Source organism: Serratia marcescens (assembly GCF_006715005.1).
In the GTDB taxonomy this organism is placed as follows: Bacteria; Pseudomonadota; Gammaproteobacteria; order Enterobacterales; family Enterobacteriaceae; genus Serratia; species Serratia montpellierensis.
This window is the reverse complement of sequence record NZ_VFMJ01000001.1, coordinates 3,772,620-3,794,676: the sequence shown is the minus strand read 5'-3', so window position 1 is coordinate 3,794,676 and position 22,057 is coordinate 3,772,620. Positions and strand designations below refer to the sequence as shown.

At 59.3% G+C, this 22,057-nt stretch carries 19 protein-coding genes; 16 read left to right on the top strand and 3 right to left on the bottom strand.

All coding sequences use genetic code 11. From position 1 onward, the window contains the following. The first annotated feature begins 40 nt into the window (after positions 1–40). The 3 genes from tal (at position 41) to FHU12_RS18440 (ending at position 3,165) form a co-directional block, all read left to right on the top strand. Positions 41–994 carry a transaldolase gene (gene tal, locus FHU12_RS18450; protein WP_004932982.1) on the top strand — a complete coding sequence of 318 codons (954 nt, stop codon included), beginning with the start codon at positions 41–43 and terminating at the stop codon, positions 992–994. Between the two features lie 151 nt (positions 995–1,145). Next, positions 1,146–1,733 carry a molybdopterin adenylyltransferase gene (gene mog, locus FHU12_RS18445; RefSeq protein ID WP_141971032.1) on the top strand — a complete coding sequence of 196 codons (588 nt, stop codon included), beginning with the start codon at positions 1,146–1,148 and terminating at the stop codon, positions 1,731–1,733. A 124-nt stretch (positions 1,734–1,857) separates the two neighbouring features. Beyond that, a complete protein-coding gene (locus tag FHU12_RS18440) occupies positions 1,858–3,165 on the top strand; it encodes an MFS transporter (RefSeq protein ID WP_141971031.1) in 1,308 nt (435 codons plus the stop codon). A 44-nt stretch (positions 3,166–3,209) separates the two neighbouring features. Here FHU12_RS18440 and satP read toward each other — a convergent pair whose 3' ends face one another. After that, positions 3,210–3,809: an acetate uptake transporter gene (gene satP / locus FHU12_RS18435; protein WP_141971029.1), complete on the bottom strand. Its 600-nt coding sequence runs from the start codon at positions 3,807–3,809 to the stop codon at positions 3,210–3,212. A gap of 324 nt (positions 3,810–4,133) precedes the next feature. Between satP and dnaK the strand changes: the two genes are divergently transcribed. The 4 genes from dnaK (at position 4,134) to nhaR (ending at position 9,773) form a co-directional block, all read left to right on the top strand. After that, positions 4,134–6,047 carry a molecular chaperone DnaK gene (gene dnaK / locus FHU12_RS18430; protein WP_141971027.1) on the top strand — a complete coding sequence of 638 codons (1,914 nt, stop codon included), beginning with the start codon at positions 4,134–4,136 and terminating at the stop codon, positions 6,045–6,047. 106 nt (positions 6,048–6,153) lie between these two features. Next, positions 6,154–7,278 (top strand): molecular chaperone DnaJ, encoded by a 1,125-nt coding sequence (gene dnaJ / locus FHU12_RS18425; protein ID WP_004932969.1) that lies wholly within the window; start codon positions 6,154–6,156, stop codon positions 7,276–7,278. A 236-nt stretch (positions 7,279–7,514) separates the two neighbouring features. Then, entirely contained in the window at positions 7,515–8,681 is a 1,167-nt protein-coding gene (gene nhaA / locus FHU12_RS18420; RefSeq protein ID WP_141971026.1) for a Na+/H+ antiporter NhaA, read from the top strand. A 192-nt stretch (positions 8,682–8,873) separates the two neighbouring features. Next, on the top strand, positions 8,874–9,773 hold the full coding sequence (gene nhaR, locus FHU12_RS18415) for a transcriptional activator NhaR (RefSeq protein WP_025159627.1): 900 nt from the start codon (positions 8,874–8,876) through the stop codon (positions 9,771–9,773). Positions 9,774–9,844: 71 nt separating this feature from the next. On the opposite strand, the gene rpsT is transcribed toward nhaR, so the two are convergent. Continuing rightward, a complete protein-coding gene (gene rpsT, locus FHU12_RS18410) occupies positions 9,845–10,108 on the bottom strand; it encodes a 30S ribosomal protein S20 (RefSeq protein WP_004932960.1) in 264 nt (87 codons plus the stop codon). A gap of 390 nt (positions 10,109–10,498) precedes the next feature. Here rpsT and ribF point away from each other — a divergent pair, with 390 nt between their 5' ends. From ribF to ispH, 5 genes are all read left to right on the top strand, one after another. Further along, a complete protein-coding gene (gene ribF / locus FHU12_RS18400) occupies positions 10,499–11,437 on the top strand; it encodes a bifunctional riboflavin kinase/FAD synthetase (protein ID WP_141971024.1) in 939 nt (312 codons plus the stop codon). 156 nt (positions 11,438–11,593) lie between these two features. Further along, positions 11,594–14,410, top strand: a complete 2,817-nt coding sequence (gene ileS, locus FHU12_RS18395; RefSeq protein ID WP_141971023.1) for an isoleucine--tRNA ligase — start codon at positions 11,594–11,596, stop codon at positions 14,408–14,410. Between the two features lie 13 nt (positions 14,411–14,423). Beyond that, positions 14,424–14,933, top strand: a complete 510-nt coding sequence (lspA, locus tag FHU12_RS18390) for a signal peptidase II (RefSeq protein ID WP_025301524.1) — start codon at positions 14,424–14,426, stop codon at positions 14,931–14,933. Position 14,934: 1 nt separating this feature from the next. Then, a complete protein-coding gene (fkpB, locus tag FHU12_RS18385) occupies positions 14,935–15,405 on the top strand; it encodes an FKBP-type peptidyl-prolyl cis-trans isomerase (RefSeq protein WP_038628869.1) in 471 nt (156 codons plus the stop codon). Beyond that, positions 15,386–16,339: a 4-hydroxy-3-methylbut-2-enyl diphosphate reductase gene (gene ispH / locus FHU12_RS18380; RefSeq protein WP_141971021.1), complete on the top strand. Its 954-nt coding sequence runs from the start codon at positions 15,386–15,388 to the stop codon at positions 16,337–16,339. The genes fkpB and ispH overlap by 20 nt, the downstream gene beginning before the upstream one ends. A gap of 273 nt (positions 16,340–16,612) precedes the next feature. Here ispH and FHU12_RS18375 read toward each other — a convergent pair whose 3' ends face one another. Continuing rightward, a complete protein-coding gene (locus FHU12_RS18375; protein WP_237731055.1) occupies positions 16,613–17,518 on the bottom strand; it encodes a LysR family transcriptional regulator in 906 nt (301 codons plus the stop codon). A 212-nt stretch (positions 17,519–17,730) separates the two neighbouring features. Here FHU12_RS18375 and pvcA point away from each other — a divergent pair, with 212 nt between their 5' ends. The 4 genes from pvcA (at position 17,731) to dapB (ending at position 22,024) form a co-directional block, all read left to right on the top strand. Beyond that, positions 17,731–18,696: an L-tyrosine isonitrile synthase gene (gene pvcA, locus FHU12_RS18370; RefSeq protein ID WP_141971018.1), complete on the top strand. Its 966-nt coding sequence runs from the start codon at positions 17,731–17,733 to the stop codon at positions 18,694–18,696. 95 nt (positions 18,697–18,791) lie between these two features. Beyond that, positions 18,792–19,655: a TauD/TfdA dioxygenase family protein gene (locus FHU12_RS18365; RefSeq protein WP_049272798.1), complete on the top strand. Its 864-nt coding sequence runs from the start codon at positions 18,792–18,794 to the stop codon at positions 19,653–19,655. Positions 19,656–19,679: 24 nt separating this feature from the next. Next, positions 19,680–20,939: a glycosyltransferase gene (locus tag FHU12_RS18360; RefSeq protein WP_141973027.1), complete on the top strand. Its 1,260-nt coding sequence runs from the start codon at positions 19,680–19,682 to the stop codon at positions 20,937–20,939. Positions 20,940–21,202: 263 nt separating this feature from the next. Then, complete coding sequence (dapB, locus tag FHU12_RS18355; protein ID WP_060422408.1) at positions 21,203–22,024, top strand: 4-hydroxy-tetrahydrodipicolinate reductase; 822 nt, start codon at positions 21,203–21,205, stop codon at positions 22,022–22,024. Positions 22,025–22,057 lie beyond the last annotated feature (33 nt).

The following is a 22,057-nucleotide window of genomic DNA, read 5'->3' as shown; positions in this document are numbered from 1 at the left end:
ATGCCAAAAGTTCATGCACAAACGATGAGATAATGCCAACATGACCGACAAATTAACTTCCCTGCGCCAGCTGACCACGGTGGTTGCAGATACGGGTGATATCGCGGCAATGAAGCTGTATCAACCGCAGGACGCTACAACCAACCCTTCGCTGATCCTCAATGCAGCCCAAATTCCTGAATACCGCAAACTGATTGACGAAGCCATCGCCTGGGCGCGCGGCCAGAGCAGCGATCGCGAGCAGCAGATCGCTGACGCCGCCGACAAGCTGGCGGTCAACATCGGTCTGGAAATCCTCAAACTGGTTCCGGGCCGCATCTCCACCGAGGTGGATGCGCGTCTGTCTTACGACACCGTCGCCAGCGTGGCCAAGGCCAAGCGCCTGATCAAACTGTACAACGAAGCCGGCATCAGCAACGATCGCATCCTGATCAAACTGGCCTCGACCTGGCAGGGCATCCGCGCGGCGGAGCAGCTGGAGAAAGAAGGCATCAACTGTAACCTGACGCTGCTGTTCTCCTTCGCTCAGGCTCGCGCCTGTGCCGAAGCCGGCGTTTACCTGATCTCGCCGTTCGTTGGCCGTATCCTCGACTGGTACAAAGCCAACGGCGACAAGAAAGAGTTCGCCCCGCACGAAGATCCGGGCGTGATCTCCGTGACCGAAATTTACCAGTACTACAAACAGCACGGTTACAACACCGTGGTGATGGGCGCCAGCTTCCGTAACGTCGGCGAAATCATCGAACTGGCCGGCTGTGACCGCCTGACCATCGCCCCTGCGCTGCTGAAAGAGCTGGCGGAGAGCGAAGGCGCGCTGGAGCGCAAACTGTCTTACACCGGTGAAGTGAAGGCGCGTCCTGCCGCACTGACCGAACCTGAGTTCTACTGGCAGCACAACCAGGATCCGATGGCGGTTGAAAAACTGACCGACGGCATCCGCAAGTTCGCCGTAGACCAGGGTAAACTGGAAAAAATGATCGCCGACCTGCTGTAATTCCCGCAGATCGCGCAGTAAAAAGGTGGCTCAGGCCACCTTTTTTTATGCCCGGCGCTCCCGTCGGCGGGGGAAGCCCTTATACTCTCGGCAATGACAACAGAACGGGAGACGAACCCGTTCGAACCCCATCAGGCTGTAGAGGTTACGCATGGATATTTTACGTATTGGTTTGGTTTCCGTTTCCGACCGCGCTTCCGGCGGCGTTTACCAGGATAAAGGCATTCCGGCGCTGGAAGAGTGGCTGAGCGGCGCGCTGGCGACGCCGTTCAAGCTGGAAACCCGGCTGATCCCCGATGAGCAGACGCAAATTGAACAAACGCTGTGCGAGCTGGTGGACGAAATGGGCTGCCATCTGGTGCTGACCACCGGCGGCACCGGGCCTGCGCGCCGCGACGTCACCCCCGACGCCACGCTGGCGATCGCCGATCGCGTGATGCCCGGCTTCGGCGAGCAAATGCGTCAGATCAGCCTACACTATGTGCCAACGGCAATTCTTTCTCGCCAGGTGGGCGCGATCCGCAAACAGGCGCTGATCATCAACCTGCCCGGCCAGCCGAAGTCGATCAAGGAAACGCTGGAAGGGGTAAAGGATGAGCAGGGCAAGGCGGTGGTGCACGGTATCTTTGCCAGCGTGCCTTATTGCATTCAACTGCTCGATGGGCCCTATGTCGAAACGCACGCCGCAGTGGTAGCAGCATTTCGGCCAAAGAGCGCGCGTCGCGAGATAAACCTCTAAATTTCAGCATTCTGCGAGATCGGCCTCAGCCCGTCTGGTGTGAAAATAATTTGCCGTTATAGTAAGGATTCTTTTACAGAAAGCCTGCGGCTTTTATTTTTACAGCCTTTACCGACGGTGCCCTATGCCTCACGACACTAATCGCCGGCTGAACCGGCAAGACTACAAAACGCTGACGTTGGCCGCGTTGGGCGGTGCGCTGGAGTTTTACGACTTCATCATCTTCGTGTTCTTCGCCGCCGTGGTCGGCGATCTGTTCTTCCCGGCGGATATGCCGGAGTGGCTGCGGCTGGTGCAAACCTTCGGCATTTTCGCCGCCGGCTATCTGGCCCGCCCGCTGGGCGGCATCGTGATGGCGCACTTCGGCGATCTGGTCGGCCGCAAGAAGATGTTTACCCTGAGCATTCTGCTGATGGCGTTGCCGACGCTGGCGATGGGCCTGCTGCCGACCTACGCCAGCATTGGCATCGCCGCGCCGCTGTTGCTGCTGCTGATGCGCGTGCTGCAGGGAGCGGCGATCGGCGGTGAGGTGCCGGGCGCCTGGGTCTTCGTCGCCGAACACGTGCCGCGTCGACGTATCGGTTTCGCCTGCGGCACGCTGACCGCCGGGCTGACGGTGGGCATCCTGTTGGGCTCGCTGGTGGCGACGGTGATCAATACCACGCTCAGCCCGCAGAGCATTGCCGGCGGCGGCTGGCGCATTCCTTTCCTGTTGGGCGGCATGTTCGGCCTGGTGGCGATGTACCTGCGACGCTGGCTGCAGGAAACGCCGATCTTTATCGAGATGCAGGCGCGTAAAACGCTGGCCGAGGAGCTGCCGCTGAAGTCGGTGGTGCTCAACCACAAGCGGGAAGTGGCGGTATCGATGCTGCTGACCTGGCTGCTCTCCGCCGGTATCGTGGTGGTGATCCTGATGACCCCGACCTATCTGCAAAAGCAGTTCGGCATTGCGCCGGCCTTGACGCTGCAGGCCAACAGCATCGCCACCATCATGCTGATCGCCGGCTGCATCGTCGCCGGCTTATCGGCCGATCGCTTCGGCGCCAGCAAAACGCTGGTGGTCGGCAGTGTGCTGCTGGCCGGCTGCAGCTGGCTGTTCTATCAGACGGTGGGCGTGCGCCCGGAAATGTTGTTCGCCTGCTATGCGCTGGTGGGGTTCAGCGTAGGCGTGGTGGGGGCCGTACCGTACGTGATGGTGCGGGCGTTCCCGGCGGAAGTGCGGTTTACCGGCATCTCGTTCTCATATAACGTCTCGTACGCTATTTTTGGCGGTTTAACCCCTATTTTTGTGACGCTGATCATGAAATTGACCCCGTTAGCGCCCGCTTACTATGTGCTGGCGCTGTCGCTCATCGGGCTGTTGCTCGGTGTCTACCTGCATCGCGATCTGAACAGCGAAGCCGGGGAGCGGCGAGCCGATTCCTACAGCTAAAAAAAAGCCCTGCACTGCAGGGCTTTTTCATCAGGGAAGGGCGATTACGCCGTGACCGGCGAGGCCGCGACGCGGGCCGGAGCCGGCTCGCCAATCGGCAGCACGGTGCGGCCGTATTGCTCGTTGAGCACTTCGGCCATCGCCAGGTAAATGGCGCTGGCGCCGCAGATGATGCCCTCATAACCGGCGAAGGTCAGCAGCGCGTGATTGCCGGTGATGTTGCCGGCGGCCAGCAGGGCGAACAGCAGCGTCAGGCTGGCGAACACGAACTGCAGCACGCGGTTGGCGGCCAGGGTGCCGAAGAACATGAACAGGGTGAAGACGCCCCACAGCGCCAGGTAGATGCCCAGCACGTGCGCCTCGGTGGCTTCAGCCAGGCCCAGACGCGGTAGCAGCAGCAGGCCGACCAGGCTCAGCCAGAAGCTGCCGTAGGCGGTGAACGCGGTCATGCCGAAGGTGTTGCCCTTCTTGTATTCCAGCAGACCGGCCAGGATCTGGGCCAGGCCACCGAAGAAAATCCCCATGCTGATGATGGCGGAGTTCAGTGGGAAAAAGCCCGCGTTGTGCAGGTTCAGCAAGACGGTGGTCATCCCGAAGCCCATCAGGCCGAGAGGGCCGGGATTCGCCAACTTGTTGGTGTGCATAAGTCCTCTGCGATAACAGAAAATTAACGGAAACAGCGAAGTAAAATAATAAATGGTCTGAATGGCCAAAAAATCGAAGTTTTCCATCAGAGCGCGCGCATCATAATGATCCCCGCAGCCGGAAACAATGATCTGAATGACGATAAAAAAAGAAATTTTTTTCGCCTTGCCCCTTGATGCCGAGTTGGATGGCCCCATCTTATTTGCAACCGCAGTTGCTAACCGCGGGTCGCACTGAGATATCGGGCAGTTGAAAAGCAAAAAATCGCCCGCATATAGGTTAGCAACCTGACTGATTATGAATTTTTTAGTGGAGACGTTTAGATGGGCAAAATTATTGGTATCGACCTGGGTACTACCAACTCTTGCGTAGCAATTATGGATGGTGCCAAGGCACGCGTGCTGGAAAACGCCGAGGGCGACCGCACCACTCCTTCTATTATCGCATATACCCAGGACGGTGAAACTCTGGTTGGCCAGCCGGCTAAGCGTCAGGCAGTGACCAACCCTGAAAACACCCTGTTCGCCATCAAGCGCCTGATCGGCCGCCGCTTCCAGGATGATGAAGCGCAGCGCGACAAAGCGATCATGCCGTACAAAATCGTCGAAGCCGACAACGGCGACGCCTGGCTGGAAGTGAAAGGCCAGAAAATGGCTCCGCCGCAGATCTCTGCGGAAGTGCTGAAAAAAATGAAGAAAACGGCGGAAGATTACCTGGGCGAACCGGTAACTGAAGCGGTTATCACCGTACCGGCCTACTTCAACGACGCCCAGCGTCAGGCGACCAAAGACGCCGGCCGCATCGCGGGTCTGGAAGTCAAACGCATCATCAACGAACCAACCGCTGCGGCCCTGGCCTATGGCCTGGACAAAGAAGTCGGCAACCGCACCATCGCGGTTTATGACCTGGGCGGCGGTACTTTCGATATCTCCATCATCGAAATCGACGACGTTGACGGCGAAAAAACCTTCGAAGTGCTGGCGACCAACGGTGACACCCACCTGGGTGGCGAAGACTTTGACAGCCGTCTGATCAACTACCTGGTGGAAGAGTTCAAGAAAGATCAGGGCATCGATCTGCGCAACGATCCGCTGGCGATGCAGCGTCTGAAAGAAGCCGCTGAGAAAGCGAAGATTGAACTGTCTTCCGCTCAGCAGACCGACGTTAACCTGCCGTACATCACGGCAGACGCGACCGGTCCAAAACACATGAACATCAAAGTGACTCGCGCCAAACTCGAGTCGCTGGTTGAAGATCTGGTTGCGCGTTCCATCGAGCCGCTGAAAGTGGCGCTGAAAGACGCAGGCCTGTCGGTTTCCGATATTCAGGACGTGATCCTGGTGGGCGGCCAGACCCGTATGCCAATGGTGCAGAAGAAAGTTGCAGACTTCTTCGGCAAAGAACCGCGTAAAGACGTGAACCCGGACGAAGCGGTTGCCGTGGGCGCTGCGGTACAGGGCGGCGTGTTGGCCGGTGATGTGAAGGACGTTCTGCTGCTGGACGTGACCCCGCTGTCGCTGGGTATCGAAACCATGGGCAGCGTGATGACGCCGCTGATCACCAAAAACACCACGATCCCGACCAAGCACAGCCAGGTGTTCTCTACCGCTGAAGACAACCAGTCTGCGGTAACCATCCACGTGCTGCAGGGTGAGCGTAAGCGCGCCAGCGATAACAAATCTCTGGGCCAGTTCAACCTGGACGGCATCCAGGCGGCACCGCGCGGCATGGCGCAGATCGAAGTGACCTTCGATATCGATGCCGACGGCATCCTGCACGTGTCTGCCAAAGACAAGAACACCGGTCGTGAGCAGAAGATCACCATCAAGGCATCTTCTGGCCTGAACGAAGACGAGATCCAGAAAATGGTGCGCGACGCCGAGCTGAACGCTGAAGCTGACCGCAAGTTCGAAGAGCTGGTACAGACGCGTAACCAGGCGGATCACCTGATCCACGGCACGCGTAAGCAGCTGGAAGAAGCGGGCGACAAACTGCCGGCGGAAGATAAGACGGCGATCGAAGCGGCGCTGAAAGATCTGGAAGCGGCGGCGAAAGGCGAAGACAAAGCCGAGATCGAAGCGAAGACTCAGGCACTGGTGCAGGTTTCCGGCAAACTGCTGGAAATGGCCCAGGCGCAGCAGGCTCAGCAGGGTGCTGACGCCGGCGCGGACAACGCGGCGCAGAAAGATGACGACGTGGTTGACGCTGAGTTCGAAGAAGTTAAAGACAAAAAATAATCGCCCTTAAGCGGGCACGGGGCGGCCGCGATGCCGCTCCCGGAAACCAGCACGGGCGTCGAGGCAACTCTGCGCCCGTGCACGCATGTTAAGGGTAAGCGAAAGAATGGCGAAGAAAGACTATTACGAGATTCTCGGCGTCAGCAAGACGGCGGATGAACGTGAGATCAAAAAGGCGTACAAACGCCTGGCGATGAAATACCATCCTGACCGCAACCAGGAACAAGACGCCGAAACCAAGTTTAAAGAAGTTAAAGAAGCTTACGAAGTCCTGACCGACGACCAGAAACGCGCGGCCTATGACCAGTATGGCCACGCGGCCTTTGAGCAAGGCGGCATGGGCGGCGGTGGCTTTGGCGGCGGCGCCGACTTCAGCGATATCTTTGGCGATGTGTTTGGCGACATCTTCGGCGGAGGCCGCCGTCAGCGCGCCAGCCGCGGTTCCGATCTGCGCTATAACATGGAGCTGACCCTCGAGGAAGCGGTACGTGGCGTCACCAAAGAGATCCGCATCCCGACGCTGGAAGAGTGCGACGTCTGCCACGGCAGCGGCGCCAAGCCAGGCAGTTCGCCGGTAACCTGTCCAACCTGTCACGGTCAGGGCCAGGTGCAGATGCGTCAGGGCTTCTTCACCGTGCAGCAGGCGTGTCCGCACTGCCATGGCCGCGGTCAGATCATCAAAGATCCGTGCAACAAGTGCCACGGCCACGGCCGGGTAGAGAAATCCAAAACGCTGTCGGTGAAAATTCCGGCCGGCGTGGATACCGGCGACCGCATCCGCCTGGCGGGTGAAGGCGAAGCCGGCGAGCACGGTGCACCGGCGGGCGATCTGTACGTTCAGGTGCAGGTGAAGGCACACCCGATCTTCGAGCGTGAAGGCAACAACCTGTACTGTGAAGTGCCGATCAACTTCGCCATGGCGGCGCTGGGCGGCGAGATTGAAGTGCCGACGCTGGACGGCCGGGTGAAACTGAAGGTGCCTTCGGAGACCCAAACCGGCAAGCTGTTCCGCATGCGCGGCAAGGGCGTGAAATCGGTGCGTGGCGGTAGCCAGGGCGACCTGCTGTGTCGCGTAGTGGTGGAAACCCCGGTCAATCTGAACGACAAGCAGAAGCAGCTGCTGCGTGAGCTGGAAGAGAGCCTGGGCGGCCCGTCCGGTGACAAGAACAGCCCGCGCTCGAAGAGCTTCTTCGACGGGGTGAAAAAGTTCTTTGACGACCTGACTCGTTAACCTGCTGTTTATTATAGGTTATATTAGAACCCCGGGCGTCTGCTCCGGGGTTTTTATTTGCATGCTGCACCCCTAATTCCCTATCAATAATGTGACTTATTCGTGCTTTTAATCGGTTTTTTCGAGTTATTTAGCATTTATAAACTTATTTTTTCGAACTAAAACGCCCTCTATACTCACTTCATGACTGTGGTTCGCAGGGCGCTACGCCCTGCACAGATTTGGAGAGACGTATTGTGACCAACATCATTCGTCAATTTTTACGTCAGGAAGCCGCGGGCGGCATCATTCTGATCGCGGCGGCGATCGTCGCCCTGATCATGGCCAACACCCCGGCGCAGGGGATCTATCAGGCATTCCTCAACCTGCCGGTGATGGTAAAAATTGCTTCGCTGGAAATCGCCAAGCCGCTGCTGCTGTGGATCAACGACGGCCTGATGGCCATCTTCTTCCTGGTGGTGGGGCTCGAGGTCAAGCGCGAGCTGATGCAAGGCTCGCTGTCCGGGCGCGACAAGGCGGTGTTTCCGGCGATCGCCGCGCTGGGCGGCATGCTGGCGCCGGCGCTGATTTACCTGCTGTTCAACGGCGCGGATGAAGTCACCCGCCAGGGCTGGGCGATCCCGGCCGCGACCGATATCGCCTTCGCGCTGGGCGTAATGGCGCTGCTGGGCAACCGCGTGCCGACCAGCCTGAAAGTGTTCCTGCTGGCGTTGGCGATCATCGATGACCTGGGCGTGATTATCATCATCGCGCTGTTCTACACCCACGAAGTGTCGATGGTGGCGCTGGGCGTGGCGGCGGCGGCGACGGTGCTGCTGGCGGTGATGAACTGGCGTGGGGTGGGTAAAACCTCACTGTACATGATGGTCGGGCTGGTACTGTGGGTAGCGATACTCAAGTCCGGGGTGCACGCGACGCTGGCCGGGGTGATCGTCGGCTTTATGATCCCGCTGAACGTCAAGAAAGGGCCATCGCCGTCGGAAACGCTGGAGCATGAGTTGCACCCTTGGGTCGCGTTTATGATCCTGCCGCTGTTCGCGTTTGCCAACGCCGGGGTCTCTTTGCAAGGCGTGTCGCTGGAAGGGTTGACGTCGCTGTTACCGGTAGGGATTGCGGCCGGGCTGTTTATCGGCAAGCCGCTGGGGATTTTCCTCTTCAGCCTGCTGGCGGTGAAAATGGGCATCGCCCGTTTGCCCGAGGGGATCGGTTTCAAACAGGTGTTTGCCGTTTCGGTGCTGTGTGGTATTGGTTTCACCATGTCGATTTTCATCGCCTCGCTGGCGTTCGGCGATGCGGATGCGGCGCTCAGCACCTATTCTCGCCTGGGGATCCTGCTGGGCTCCACCGCGGCGGCGGTGACAGGATATGGATTGCTGCGTCTGGCGTTGCCGCGGGTGCGTTAATCCTGCGTGTGCCCGATAAGGGCACACAATAAAATGGCTGGTCGGAGCTGTGCGGTATAAAATATGTGCAGCTTCGGCCGTTCTTCGTTGGGACTAATGGGGCTACACGTTGTCTGAAGCAGGGAAAGGAAGTTTGTCGCTCGTCACGGCACACCGTTTGCCGCTGCGAAACGTTGTTAAGGAGAGCTGCTCGTGAGGATGTCGCATATCAACTTTAATCACCTTTACTATTTCTGGCAGGTCTGCAAGGCCGGTTCCGTGGTCGGCGCCGCCGAAGCGTTGTTTTTGACGCCGCAGACCATCACCGGCCAGATCAAAGCGCTGGAAGAGCGGTTGGACGGCAAGCTGTTCAAACGCCAGGGGCGCGGGTTGGTGCCTTCGGAGCTGGGGCAGCTGGTGTTCCGCTACGCCGACAAGATGTTTATGCTCAGCCAGGAAATGCTGGATATCGTCAACTACCGCAAAGAGTCGAACCTGCTGTTCGACGTCGGCGTGGCGGACGCGCTGTCGAAGCGCCTGGTCAGCCAGGTGTTGGAAGCGGCGGTGGTGGTGGACAACGAACAGATCCACCTGCGCTGTTTTGAATCGACGCACGAGATGCTGCTGGAGCAGCTCAGCCAGCACAAGCTGGATATGATCCTGTCGGATTGCCCGGTAGACTCCAGCCAGCAGGAAGGGCTGTTTTCACTGAAGCTGGGCGAGTGTGGCATCAGCTTCTTCTGCCGCCAGCCGGCGCCGGAGCTGCCGTTCCCGGCCTGCCTGGAACAGCGCAAGCTGCTGATCCCCGGCCGCCGTTCGATGCTGGGGCGCAAACTGCTCAACTGGTTCAATACGCAGGGCATCCAGGTCGAGATTCTGGGCGAGTTCGACGATGCGGCGCTGATGAAGGCCTTCGGCATGTACCACAACGCGATCTTTGTGGCGCCGACGCTGTATGCACAGGATACCTATAACGATGACAACGTGGTGGAGATTGGGCGCATCGACAGCGTGCAGGAGGAGTATTACATCATCTTCGCCGAGCGCATGATCCAGCATCCGGCGGTGCAGCGCGTGTGCAACAAAGACTTCTCGGCGCTGTTTTCCTGCTAGCGGTTCACTGAACGCAGGACGTAAAAAAACCGGCCTGAGCCGGTTTTTTTATCAAGCAGATAACGAAATGCTTATTGCATTGCGTTGATGCGTGCAGTCAGGTTTGACTTATGACGCGCTGCTTTGTTTTTGTGGATCAGGCCTTTAGCTGCCTGACGGTCCACCAGTGGCTGCATTACCAGGAATGCATTTTGTGCTGCTTCTTTGTCGCCAGCTGCGATAGCTGCGTCTACCTTCTTGATGAAGGTACGCACCATTGAGCGACGGCTTGCGTTATGCTTGCGGCGTTTCTCAGACTGTACGGCGCGTTTCTTAGCTGATTTGATATTAGCCAAGGTCCAACTCCCAAATATATTCTATTGAGGACAATTCAAAGGCCGAGGAATATGCCCTTTTAGCCTTCGTTTGTCAATGGATTTGTGCAAATAAGCGCCGTTTGTACAGGCGGCACTCGCTACGTTGTGATGGCGCAGGATTTTACCAGCTTCCCTCTTGGGAATACAGTGTTTCGCGAGAAAATTCGCCAATGTTTTGCCGCAGCGGACGCAAGCCGTTGGCCGCGGTCGAGAATCGGCCCAGCGGCGCCGGATAAACTGCGGCGAAGCCGTTTCACGCGCAGATTATCTCCGGTATGGTATGTCTATTACATAAAGGCACCAATCGCGGGTTAACCTTACCGGCTGTACAAGGTATAATCCGCCGATTTCCACTGTTTTGAGCCAGCTATGGAGCTAATTCGCGGCATTCACAATATCCGGGCGCGCCACCATGGTTGCGTGCTCACCATCGGCAACTTTGACGGCGTGCATCGCGGTCATCAGGCGTTGCTGGAGCAGTTGAAGCAACAAGGGCAACGCCTCGGGCTGCCGGTGATGGTCATGATCTTTGAGCCACAGCCGCTGGAGATGTTCGCCGCAGACAAGGCGCCGGCCCGTTTGACGCGCCTGCGCGACAAGGCCAGCTACCTGGCGCAGGCGGGCGTCGACTACCTGCTGTGCGTCAAGTTCGATCCGCGTTTTGCCGCCAACACCGCGCAGGCGTTCGTCGCCGAGCTGCTGGTGGAGAAACTGGGCGTCAAATTCCTGATGGTAGGGGATGATTTTCGCTTTGGCGCTGGGCGCCAGGGCGATTTTCCGCTATTGCAGCAGGCCGGAAAAGAGTACGGCTTCGACGTGGTCAGCACCCCGACCTTCCGCGAAGGCGATCGGCGTATCAGCAGCACCGCGATCCGCACCGCGCTGAGCGAGGACGATCTGCCGCTGGCGGAGACCTTGCTGGGCCACCCGTACAGCATCTCCGGGCGCGTGGTGCATGGCGATGAGCTGGGCCGCACCATCGGCTTCCCGACTGCCAACCTGCCGCTCAAGCGCCTGGTGGCGCCGGTGAAAGGGGTGTATGCGGTAGAAGTGTACGGCCTGGGGCCGCAGCCGCTGCCGGGCGTGGCCAATATCGGTACGCGCCCGACCGTCGCCGGCGTGCGCCAGCAGCTGGAAGTGCATCTGCTGGATGTCACAATGGATCTTTACGGGCGCCATATTGAGGTGGTGCTCCGCGCAAAATTGCGCAATGAACAACGGTTTGCTTCGCTCGATGCCCTGAAGCAGCAAATCGCCAATGATGTGGTGACGGCCCGGAAGTTCTTCGGGTTAAAAACACTGGTTTAATCGTTTACCCTAAACAATTCGAGTAGCATCGCGGCGGCAACCGCGCGAATCCCGATGAGCTTGCACAGGCAAGTGATTCGGGTGAGAAAGGGCGGCCGACAAAGATGCAGCTTGAAGTGTGACGGGTAAATAGCCGAAAACGGAAACGAGAATCTCATGAGTGACTACAAGAATACCCTGAACTTGCCGGAAACAGGGTTCCCGATGCGCGGCGATCTCGCCAAGCGCGAACCTGGCATGCTGCAACGTTGGTATGAACAGGATCTGTACGGGATGATTCGTACTGCCAAAAAGGGCAAAAAAACCTTCATTTTGCATGACGGCCCTCCGTATGCGAACGGCAGCATTCACATTGGTCACTCGGTTAACAAGATTCTCAAAGACATTATCATCAAGTCGAAAGGGATGGCCGGCTTCGACTCGCCTTATGTGCCGGGTTGGGACTGCCACGGCCTGCCGATCGAACTGAAGGTTGAACAGCTGTACGGCAAACCGGGCGAGAAGCTGACGGCGGCCGAGTTCCGCCAGAAGTGCCGCGAGTACGCGGCCGAGCAGGTTGAAGGCCAGAAGAAGGACTTCATCCGCCTGGGCGTGCTGGGCGACTGGGATCGCCCGTACCTGACCATGGACTTCAAAACCGAAGCCAACATCATCCGCGCGCTGGGCAAGATCATCAGCAACGGCCACCTGCTGAAAGGCGCCAAGCCGGTTCACTGGTGCACCGACTGCGGATCGTCGCTGGCGGAAGCGGAAGTGGAGTACTACGACAAGACTTCGCCGTCGATCGACGTGAGCTTCCATGCGGCCGACGCGGCTGCCGTGGCGGCCAAGTTCGGCGTGAGCCACTTCAACGGGACTATCTCCCTGGTTATCTGGACCACCACCCCGTGGACCCTGCCGGCCAACCGCGCGATCTCGCTGCACCCGGACTTCACCTACCAGCTGGTGCAGGTTGACGGCCAGTGCCTGATCCTGGCGGCCGAGCTGGTGGAAAGCGTGATGAAACGCGCCGGCATCACCGAATGGACGGTGCTGGGCAGCTGCAAAGGCGCCGATCTGGAACTGCTGCGCTTCAAACACCCGTTCATGGACTTCGACGTGCCGGCGATCCTCGGCGAGCACGTGACGCTGGACGCCGGTACCGGTGCGGTGCACACCGCGCCAGGCCACGGCCCGGATGACTTCGTGATCGGCCAGAAATACGGCCTGGAAGTGGCCAACCCGGTAGGGCCGAACGGTTGCTACCTGACCGGCACCTACCCGCTGCTGGACGGCAAGTTCGTCTTCAAGGCCAACGATCTGATCGTCGACCTGCTGCGTGAGAAAGGCGCGCTGCTGCACGTCGAGAAGTTCCTGCACAGCTATCCGTGCTGCTGGCGCCACAAGACGCCGATCATCTTCCGTGCCACGCCGCAATGGTTCGTCAGCATGGATCAGAAAGGCCTGCGTCAGCAGTCGCTGGAAGAGATCAAAGGCGTGCAGTGGATCCCGGATTGGGGCCAGGCGCGCATCGAAATGATGGTGGCCAACCGCCCGGACTGGTGCATCTCGCGTCAGCGCACCTGGGGCGTGCCGATGTCGCTGTTCGTGCACAAAGAAACCGAGCAGCTGCACCCGCGCACCGTTGAGCTGATGGAAGAAGTGGCCAAGCGCGTCGAGCAAGACGGCATTCAGGCCTGGTGGGATCTGGACGCGGCCGACATCCTCGGCGCGGAAGCCGCCGACTACGTGAAAGTGCCGGACACGCTGGACGTGTGGTTCGATTCTGGTTCCACCCACGCTTCGGTGGTCGACGTGCGCCCTGAGTTCCAGGGCCACAGCGCCGACATGTATCTGGAAGGCTCCGACCAACACCGCGGCTGGTTCATGTCATCGCTGATGATCTCCACCGCGATGAAAGGTAAGGCGCCTTATAAAGAAGTGCTGACCCACGGCTTCACCGTCGATGGCCAGGGCCGCAAGATGTCCAAGTCGATCGGCAACACCGTCAGCCCGCAGGACGTGATGAACAAGCTGGGCGGTGACATTCTGCGCCTGTGGGTGGCGTCGACCGATTACACCGGCGAAATCGCGGTGTCCGACGAGATCCTCAAGCGTTCCGCCGACTCTTATCGCCGCATCCGCAACACCGCGCGCTTCCTGCTGGCCAACCTGAACGGGTTCGAGCCGAGCACCGACTGCGTAGCGCCGGAAGACATGGTGGTGCTGGATCGCTGGGCGGTCGGCCGTGCGCTGGCGGCGCAGCAGGATATCGAGCAGGCTTACGCCAACTACGATTTCCACGAAGTGGTGCAGCGTCTGATGCAGTTCTGCTCGGTCGAGATGGGCTCCTTCTACCTGGATATCATCAAGGATCGTCAGTACACCGCGAAGAGCGACAGCGTCGCCCGCCGCAGCTGCCAGACCGCGCTGTATCACATCGTGGAAGCGCTGGTGCGCTGGATGGCGCCGATTATGTCGTTCACTGCGGACGAGATCTGGGGCTTCATGCCGGGCAAACGCGCGCAGTACGTGTTCACCGAAGAGTGGTACGACGGCCTGTTCGGGCTGGCGGAAGGCGAGCCGATGAACGACGCTTTCTGGGCCGAGCTGCTGAAAGTGCGCGGTGAAGTGAACAAGGTGCTGGAGCAGGCGCGTGCAGACAAACGCCTCGGCGGTTCGCTGGAAGCGGCGGTGACGCTGTATGCCGACAGCGAGCTGGCGGCGCGCCTGAACAGCCTGCAGGATGAGCTGCGCTTCGTGCTGCTGACCTCTGCGGCAAGCGTTGCGCCATTGGCGGATGCGCCGGCCGACGCGCAGGCTTCCGAGCTGCTGAAAGGGCTGAAGATCGCCTTCAGCACGGCGCCGGGTGAGAAGTGCCCGCGCTGCTGGCATTACACCACCGATATCGGCCTGGTGGCGGAGCATGCAGACATCTGCGGCCGCTGTGTAAGCAACGTCGCCGGTGACGGCGAGAAGCGTAACTTTGCCTGAGAATTCGCGCCTGATGAGTAAACCAATTTGTTCGACCGGCCTGCGTTGGCTGTGGGTTGTGGTGGCGGTGCTGGCGCTGGATTTCGGCAGCAAGCAGTGGATCCTCGCTAACTTTACGCTGGGCCAGTCCCAGCCGTTGATCCCGTCGTTCAACCTGTTTTACGCGCGCAATTACGGCGCTGCGTTCAGCTTCCTGGCCGATCACGGCGGTTGGCAGCGCTGGTTCTTCGCCGGCATCGCCATCGCCATCGTCGCGGTGCTGCTGGTGATGATGTACCGCAGTGCGGCGCAGCAGAAGTTGAACAACATCGCCTACGCCTTCATCATCGGCGGGGCGTTGGGCAATCTGTTCGATCGCCTGTGGCACGGTTTCGTAGTCGATTTCATCGACTTCTACGTCGGTGACTGGCACTACCCGACCTTCAATCTGGCGGACAGCTTTATCTGCGTGGGTGCGGCGATGATCGTGCTGGAAGGTTTCCTGTCGCCGGCGAACAAAGGCGCAAAGAGTAAAGGTGAGTAACATGACGGCTCAGATTATCAGTGACAGCGCGGTGCTGGTTCACTTTACGCTGAAACTGGAAGACGGTTCGACCGCCGAATCTACCCGCAGCAGCGGCAAACCGGCGCTGTTCCGTCTGGGTGACGGTAGCCTGTCGGCGCCGCTGGAGGCGCAGCTGCTCGGCCTGCGCGCGGGCGACAAATGCGCCTTTACCCTGCAGCCGGAAGCGGCGTTCGGCGCGGAGAACCCGGATCTGGTCCAGTTCTTCTCGCGCCGCGACTTTGCGGAAACCGGCGTACCGGACGTGGGCACCATCATGCTGTTTACCGCCATCGACGGCAGTGAAATGCCGGGCGTGGTGCGCGCGGTGGCGGAAGATTCGATCACCGTCGATTTCAACCATCCGCTGGCGGGCCATCCGGTGACCTTCGATATCGAAGTGCTGGAGATCGATCCGCAGCAGGAGGAGACGCATGCAAATATTGCTGGCTAACCCGCGCGGCTTCTGCGCCGGGGTTGATCGTGCGATCAGCATCGTGGAACGCGCGCTGGAACTGTATGGCGCACCGATCTACGTGCGGCATGAAGTGGTGCACAACCGCTACGTGGTCGACAGCCTGCGTGAGCGCGGCGCGGTGTTTATCGAAGAGATCGCCGAAGTGCCGGACGGTTCTATCCTGATCTTCTCGGCGCACGGCGTTTCTCAGGCGGTGCGTGCCGAAGCCAAGGCGCGCGATCTGACCATGCTGTTCGACGCCACTTGCCCGCTGGTGACCAAGGTGCATATGGAAGTGGCGCGCGCCAGCCGCCGCGGCACCGAAGCGATTCTGATCGGTCACGCCGGGCATCCGGAGGTGGAAGGCACCATGGGCCAGTACAGCAACCCGCAGGGCGGCATGTACCTGGTCGAGTCGCCGGAAGACGTGTGGAAGCTGCAGGTGAAAGATGAAAGCAACCTGTGCTTCATGACGCAGACCACGCTGTCGGTTGATGATACCTCGGACGTGATCGACGCTCTGCGCCAGCGTTTCCCGAGCATTATCGGCCCGCGCAAGGATGACATTTGCTACGCTACCACCAACCGTCAGGAAGCGGTGCGCAACCTGGCCGGCGATGCGGACGTGGTGCTGGTGGTGGGGTCTAAAAACTCCTCCAACTCCAACCGTCTGGCGGAACTGGCGCAGCGCGTCGGCAAACCGGCTTATCTTATCGATTCGGCGGCGGATATTCAGGAGAGTTGGCTGAGCGGGGCGCGCCACATCGGCGTTACCGCCGGTGCCTCAGCGCCGGACGTGCTGGTGCAGGAGGTGATCTCTCGCCTGAAAGCGCTGGGCGGCCTGGACGTGCATGAAATCAGCGGGCGTGAAGAGAACATCGTGTTCGAAGTGCCGAAAGAGTTGCGCGTGGACGTTCGCCAGATTGACTGATATGCGTTAATGAATGACAACGGGGAGCTTAGGCTTCCCGTTTTTTTTGGGAATACGGTGCGGGGTTAAAAATAACATTCTGGCATATTCAAATTTTCTGCTAACTAAAGTCAAATTTATTCTGAGTATTTGAAATAGAGTCTGCATCATTAATTATATCGGCTGGAGAAAAGTCATTAAGAGGAGTATCATTAGGCTGCAATCTAAATAGGGCCTGGTGTTGGTAAAGTGATTACAATAATTACAATAGTGGTCTTGCAGATGTTTCTTATTTTATTCTTGTCGAATATGTTCTACGGCGTTTAATCCTTTCTCCTTTAAATAGAGCTTCATATGCTCCAGCAATCGTCGGACTTTTAATGGCTGGATCTCCCGGCGCGGCATTATGGCATAGCAATTAATTTCCGGTAATCGCCAGTCGGGCAATATTTCAATCAGCTCGCCGCTGCGCAACTCACGCTCAACGTTGGCGAAGAAATTGCGAATGATGCCTTTGCCGGTCAGCGCCAGTTCCTTCATCGCCATACCGCTGTTGGTGAACAAGCGCCCGGTCATGCGCATGCGGTGTTCACCACCGTCGCGATGGATCAGACGAACAAACTGCGGGTTGCCGAGCGGTGTAAAGGTCACCCAGTGGTGATGCGTCAGCGCCTGCGGCGAATCCGGCACGCCGTGGTGCGCCAGGTAGGCCGGCGAGGCGCACAACACTTCGCGGCAGCGTGCCAGCCGCGTGGAAACGTAGCTGGAGTCGGCCAGCACGCCGCCACGTATCGCCAGATCGATGCGTTGCGTGATGAGGTCTATCTTCTCATCGTGGATTTCCAGTCGCAGCGTAAGCTGCGGGTGTTCATCGAGGAAGCTCTGCAGCGCCGGCACCAGATAGTGGGTGGCGAATTCGGTCGAGGTGGCGACGCGCAGTTCGCCGACCAGTTCGCCACGCAGCGCGGCGATCCGTTGTTGGCCTCTTTCGGCGGCGTGGATCATCAGCAGGCAATCTTCATAAAAGCACAATCCGGCTTCGGTCAGACTCAATGAACGCGTCGATCGCAGCAGTAATTGAATGCCCAGATGTTCCTCCAACTGGCGAATATGTTGGCTGACGGCCGATGTCGTCATGCCCAATTCTTTTGCCGCCATGCTGAATGCGCCGCAATCGACCACTTTTGAGAAAATGGCCATGCGTTTTAAAATATTGCTCATAGTTTGTTAAGCACAACTTAACCAAGATTGTGAATTATACGGGCTAATAATATAGCACCATCTCTTCTATATTGCCTGAAGCATATAAACGCCGGGCTGATTATTATCTCGCAGAGGTTTTTTCTCTTTTTGATAAATCTTATTGCGCTTTTCAATAATACACCCGCGCCGCATCGCAACAGGAGCACATTGTGGACAGCGTTCAGAAAGATGAAATAGCGTTAAAAATCCTACGTGAATTATTGCAATACCGCCGCCGTTTCCCCGGCGGCGACACCTCAATTGCCGAAGAAGAACAGCGGGTCACTCAGGTGCAGTTGCCACGCATTCGGGCATTCATTGAAAACGAGCAGCGTATCGAATTCGTGCTGCCGGCCTTTCCGACCAAGTCACCCAACACCAACAAGGTGATCGGCGCGGTGCCGGATATGGCGGAGCGGCTGTCGCTGATCTTCCTCAATTCGCTGTGCCAACGTATTCAGCTCTATTACCCGCCGGGTGCGCATATCGTTATCTGCTCCGACGGCCACGTGTTCGGCGATCTGATCCGCGTCAGCGACGACGCGATCAACCACTATCAGCGTGAGATTGAAAGCCTGCTGCATGAAGTGGGCGCGACGCACCTGAGCGTGTTCAACCTCGGCGACGTCAAAGGCCTGGCGGAGCATACCGATGATTACGACCTGCTGCGCCGGCTGTTGGTGGACGGCTACGCCGAATCGGAAGAGGCGATCAAGCAACAGCTGATGCAGGACGAACAGGGTCTCTTGCTGTACCGCGCCATCACGCGCTTCCTGTATGAAGACAGCCAGCTGCCGGGCTACAGCGGTTCCAACGCCGCGCTGCAGAAAGACGCCAAACAGCGTGCCTGCGGCGTGATCCAGCGCAGCTGGGCCTGGGGCAACCTGCTGGCGCAGCACTTCCCGGCGGCGATCCGTCTGTCGATTCACCCGCAGCCGGTCGACAGCCTGAAGATGGGCATCCATATGATGCCGACCAAAGACGACTGGCTGACGCCGTGGCACGGCGTGGCGGCCAACGTGAACGGCCAGTTCGTGCTGATGAAGCGTAAAGACGCGCAGAGCCTGGACGGTGAACTGGTGGAGATTCGCGGCACGCCGAGCCATTACCTGATCGAGCAGCCGCAGATGGCCTAAGGCCGCTGCAAGCTTTTGCGCCCGAAATCCTGGCGGGCGCGTTTTTGACGGCACGTTGCCGTGTGAGCAGCACATTCGATGCAAGGAGAATACCGATGAACAACCAACCGCTTAATTGCCACATCCAACCGAATACCCCGTTCGGCGCGATCCTGACGCCGCAGCATCCGGGGCAAAAGATCGGCGAGCTGCCGGTGGCGGCGCTGCGAGCGCTGGCGCAGGAACACCACTTGCTGGTGCTGCGCGGATTCGACTCCGGTTTCAGCGAGGCGGAAGTCCTGACTCGCTATGCCGAACAGTGGGGCGAGATCATGATGTGGCCGTTCGGTGCGGTGCTGGACGTGAAGGAGCATCCTGACGCCAAGGATCATATCTTCGACAGCAGCTACGTCCCGCTGCATTGGGATGGCATGTATAAGCCGACCATCCCCGAGTTCCAGCTGTTCCACTGCGTAGCGGCACCTTCTCAGGACGAAGGCGGATGCACCACCTTCGTCGACACCACGCGGCTGCTGGCCAATGCGGACGAAGCGCTGCTGGATCAGTGGCTGTCGGTCTCTATCACCTACCGCATCAAACAGGTGGTGCATTACGGTGGCGAAGTCTGTTCGCCGCTGGTGGTGCAGCACCCGAACGGCAGGGGGTTAATCATGCGCTACAATGAACCGCCGACGGAGGGGAAAAAATTCCTCAACCAGCATGCGCTGGAATATCACGGCGTGCCTGAACAGCAGCAGGAACAGTTCCACCACACCCTGCAGCAGCATCTGTACGATCCGCGTCACTATTATGCTCACCAATGGCAACAGGGTGACGTAGTGGTGGCGGACAACTTCTCGCTGCTGCACGGCCGTGAGGGCTTTACCGCCCGTTCCGCGCGTCATTTGCAGCGCGTGCATATCCAGAGCAACCCGGTGTGCGCCAATCTGGCGCTGAAGCCGGCCAACGCAGAAGCGTAAAGGAGCATTATGGCAAGGATACTGATGGCGGCGGTCGCCACTCCGGGGCACGTCTACCCGATGTTAGCCATCGCTCGCCACCTGATTGCCCAAGGGCATCAGGTGCGGGTGATGACCGGCGCGCTGTTCCGCGAACGCGCTGAGGCGGTTGGGGCAAGCTTCGTGCCGTTCGACGCGCAGGTGGATTTCGATTATCGCCACCTGGAGGAACATTTCCCCGAGCGCGCCGCGCTGCCGCCGGGCAATGCGCAGATGGCGCTGGCGCTGAAGGATTTCTTCGCCGCACCGATCCCGTTGCTGGATCGGCAGCTGCGTGCGGCCATCGCCGCCGAAAAGACCGACCTGCTGATGGTGGAGAACTGCTTCTACGGCGTGCTGCCGCTGCTGCAGTCCGCCGAGCGGCCGCCGGTCTTCGGTATCGGCGTCACACCGCTGTCGTATTCTTCGCGCGATGCTATTTTTTATGGCCCGCGTATCCCGCCGGCGCTGCTGCCGCGGGCGCTGACCCGCGAGCAATTGGTGGATGAAGCGACGCGAGTGTTGCTTGATGAGGTGCAGCAAAGCTTTGATGCGGCACTGGTGCAGGCGGGCGGGCGGGCGCTGAATCGCCCGTTTACCGACGCGCTGATCGGCGGCTGCGAGCGTTTCCTGCAGTTGGCCACCACGGCGCTGGAATATGAGCGCGACGATCTGCCGAGCGGCGTGCGCTTCGTCGGCCCGCTGCGCAGCGGCGGCCAGCCGGCGGCGGAAGAGACGCTGTGGGAGAAGGACGATGATCGACCGCTGGTGATCGTGTCTCAGGGCACGCTGGCCAATGTCGATTTGCATCAGCTGATCGTACCGACGCTGCAAGCGCTGGCGCATCTGCCGGTGAGGGTGTTGGCCACCACCGGCGGGCGGGCGACGGAAGGGCTGATGGAGGCACTGCCGGGCAATGCCAGGGTGCGGGAGTTTATCTCCTTCGAACGCTGGCTGCCGGAGGCGGCGCTGCTGATCACCAACGGCGGTTATGGCTCGATCAACTATGCGCTGGACAGCGGCGTGCCGCTGATCGTCGCCGGCACCGGCGAAGACAAACTGGAGGCGGCCGCGCGCGTGGTGGCCGCCGGCTGCGGCATCAGCCTGCACACCAGCACGCCGAGCGCCGAACAGATTCTGGCGGCGGCGACGCGTATTCTGCAACAGCCGATCTATCGGCAACGCGCGGCGCTGGTGCGTGAGGACTATGCTCGCCACGACGCGCTGACGGCGATTGCCAACGAAGTGGCCGCCATTACCGCCTGACCTCGCCGTTCTCCCTTCCTCAGGCGCCGTTTTCGGCGCCTTTTTTCTGCATTTTTTTGCCATGCAAACTGCATGATTATGTACAATCGTCGCAGGCCGCCAAATCGGTTGAATGTTAATCTCACGACAGCGCCGCTGATGAGAACGGAGGAATATCATAATTTTCTAATTATGAAATGAATCCTCTGGCGACGCTGAAGCGGGGCGGTTACCCTGAATCGATAGCCTAATGGGATAGGCGTCAAATCAAGAAGAGAGCAAGCATGAGTGATTCACAAATCCGCATTGCGATTGCGGGCGCCGGCGGCCGGATGGGCCGTCAATTGATCCAGGCGGTGCAGCAGGCGGAAGGCGTGGTGTTGGGGGCAGCGTTGTCGCGCCCGGGCTCCAGCCTGGTCGGCGTCGACGCCGGCGAACTGGCGGGCATCGGCGCGTTGGGCGTCAAGGTGAGCGACAGTCTGGAGAAGGTGGCGAACGAGTTCGATATTTTGATCGACTTCACCCGCCCGGAAAGCACCCGGGGCTACCTGGATTTTTGCGTGGCGCACCATAAGGCGATGGTGATTGGCACTACCGGCTTCGATGACGCCGGCAAACAGGCGATCCGCGATGCGGCGCAGCATATCGGCATCGTGTTCGCCGCCAACTTCAGCGTCGGCGTTAACCTGGTGCTGAAACTGCTGGAGAAGGCCGCGCAGGTGATGGGCGACTATACCGATATCGAAATCGTCGAGGCACACCACCGCCACAAAGTGGATGCGCCGTCGGGCACGGCGTTGGCCATGGGCGAAGCGATCGCCGGCGCGCTGGGGCGCGATCTGAAAAGTTGCGCGGTCTATGCGCGCGAAGGCCATACCGGCGAACGCGATCCGAAAAGCATCGGCTTTGCCACCATTCGCGCCGGCGACATCGTCGGCGAGCACACCGCGATGTTCGCCGACATCGGTGAACGGGTGGAAATCACCCATAAGGCCTCCAGCCGTATGACTTTTGCCAGCGGCGCGGTGCGCGCGGCCGCCTGGTTGCATAATCGGGATAAAGGCCTGTTTGATATGCGCGACGTGTTGAATTTGGACCAATTATAATTGATTTGCATACCATCGTGATGTGGTTGTATT

Bases quoted from the DNA above. Each gene is read 5' to 3' on its own strand.
- fkpB (WP_038628869.1), top strand. From the start codon at position 14,935: ATGACGGCTCAGATTATCAGTGACAGCGCGGTGCTGGTTCACTTTACG.
- FHU12_RS18365 (WP_049272798.1), top strand. From the start codon at position 18,792: ATGAACAACCAACCGCTTAATTGCCACATCCAACCGAATACCCCGTTC.
- satP (WP_141971029.1), bottom strand. From the start codon at position 3,809: ATGCACACCAACAAGTTGGCGAATCCCGGCCCTCTCGGCCTGATGGGC.
- dapB (WP_060422408.1), top strand. From the start codon at position 21,203: ATGAGTGATTCACAAATCCGCATTGCGATTGCGGGCGCCGGCGGCCGG.
- dnaJ (WP_004932969.1), top strand. From the start codon at position 6,154: ATGGCGAAGAAAGACTATTACGAGATTCTCGGCGTCAGCAAGACGGCG.
- ispH (WP_141971021.1), top strand. From the start codon at position 15,386: ATGCAAATATTGCTGGCTAACCCGCGCGGCTTCTGCGCCGGGGTTGAT.
- mog (WP_141971032.1), top strand. From the start codon at position 1,146: ATGGATATTTTACGTATTGGTTTGGTTTCCGTTTCCGACCGCGCTTCC.
- dnaK (WP_141971027.1), top strand. From the start codon at position 4,134: ATGGGCAAAATTATTGGTATCGACCTGGGTACTACCAACTCTTGCGTA.
- ileS (WP_141971023.1), top strand. From the start codon at position 11,594: ATGAGTGACTACAAGAATACCCTGAACTTGCCGGAAACAGGGTTCCCG.
- tal (WP_004932982.1), top strand. From the start codon at position 41: ATGACCGACAAATTAACTTCCCTGCGCCAGCTGACCACGGTGGTTGCA.
- lspA (WP_025301524.1), top strand. From the start codon at position 14,424: ATGAGTAAACCAATTTGTTCGACCGGCCTGCGTTGGCTGTGGGTTGTG.
- FHU12_RS18440 (WP_141971031.1), top strand. From the start codon at position 1,858: ATGCCTCACGACACTAATCGCCGGCTGAACCGGCAAGACTACAAAACG.
- FHU12_RS18360 (WP_141973027.1), top strand. From the start codon at position 19,680: ATGGCGGCGGTCGCCACTCCGGGGCACGTCTACCCGATGTTAGCCATC.
- ribF (WP_141971024.1), top strand. From the start codon at position 10,499: ATGGAGCTAATTCGCGGCATTCACAATATCCGGGCGCGCCACCATGGT.
- FHU12_RS18375 (WP_237731055.1), bottom strand. From the start codon at position 17,518: ATGGCCATTTTCTCAAAAGTGGTCGATTGCGGCGCATTCAGCATGGCG.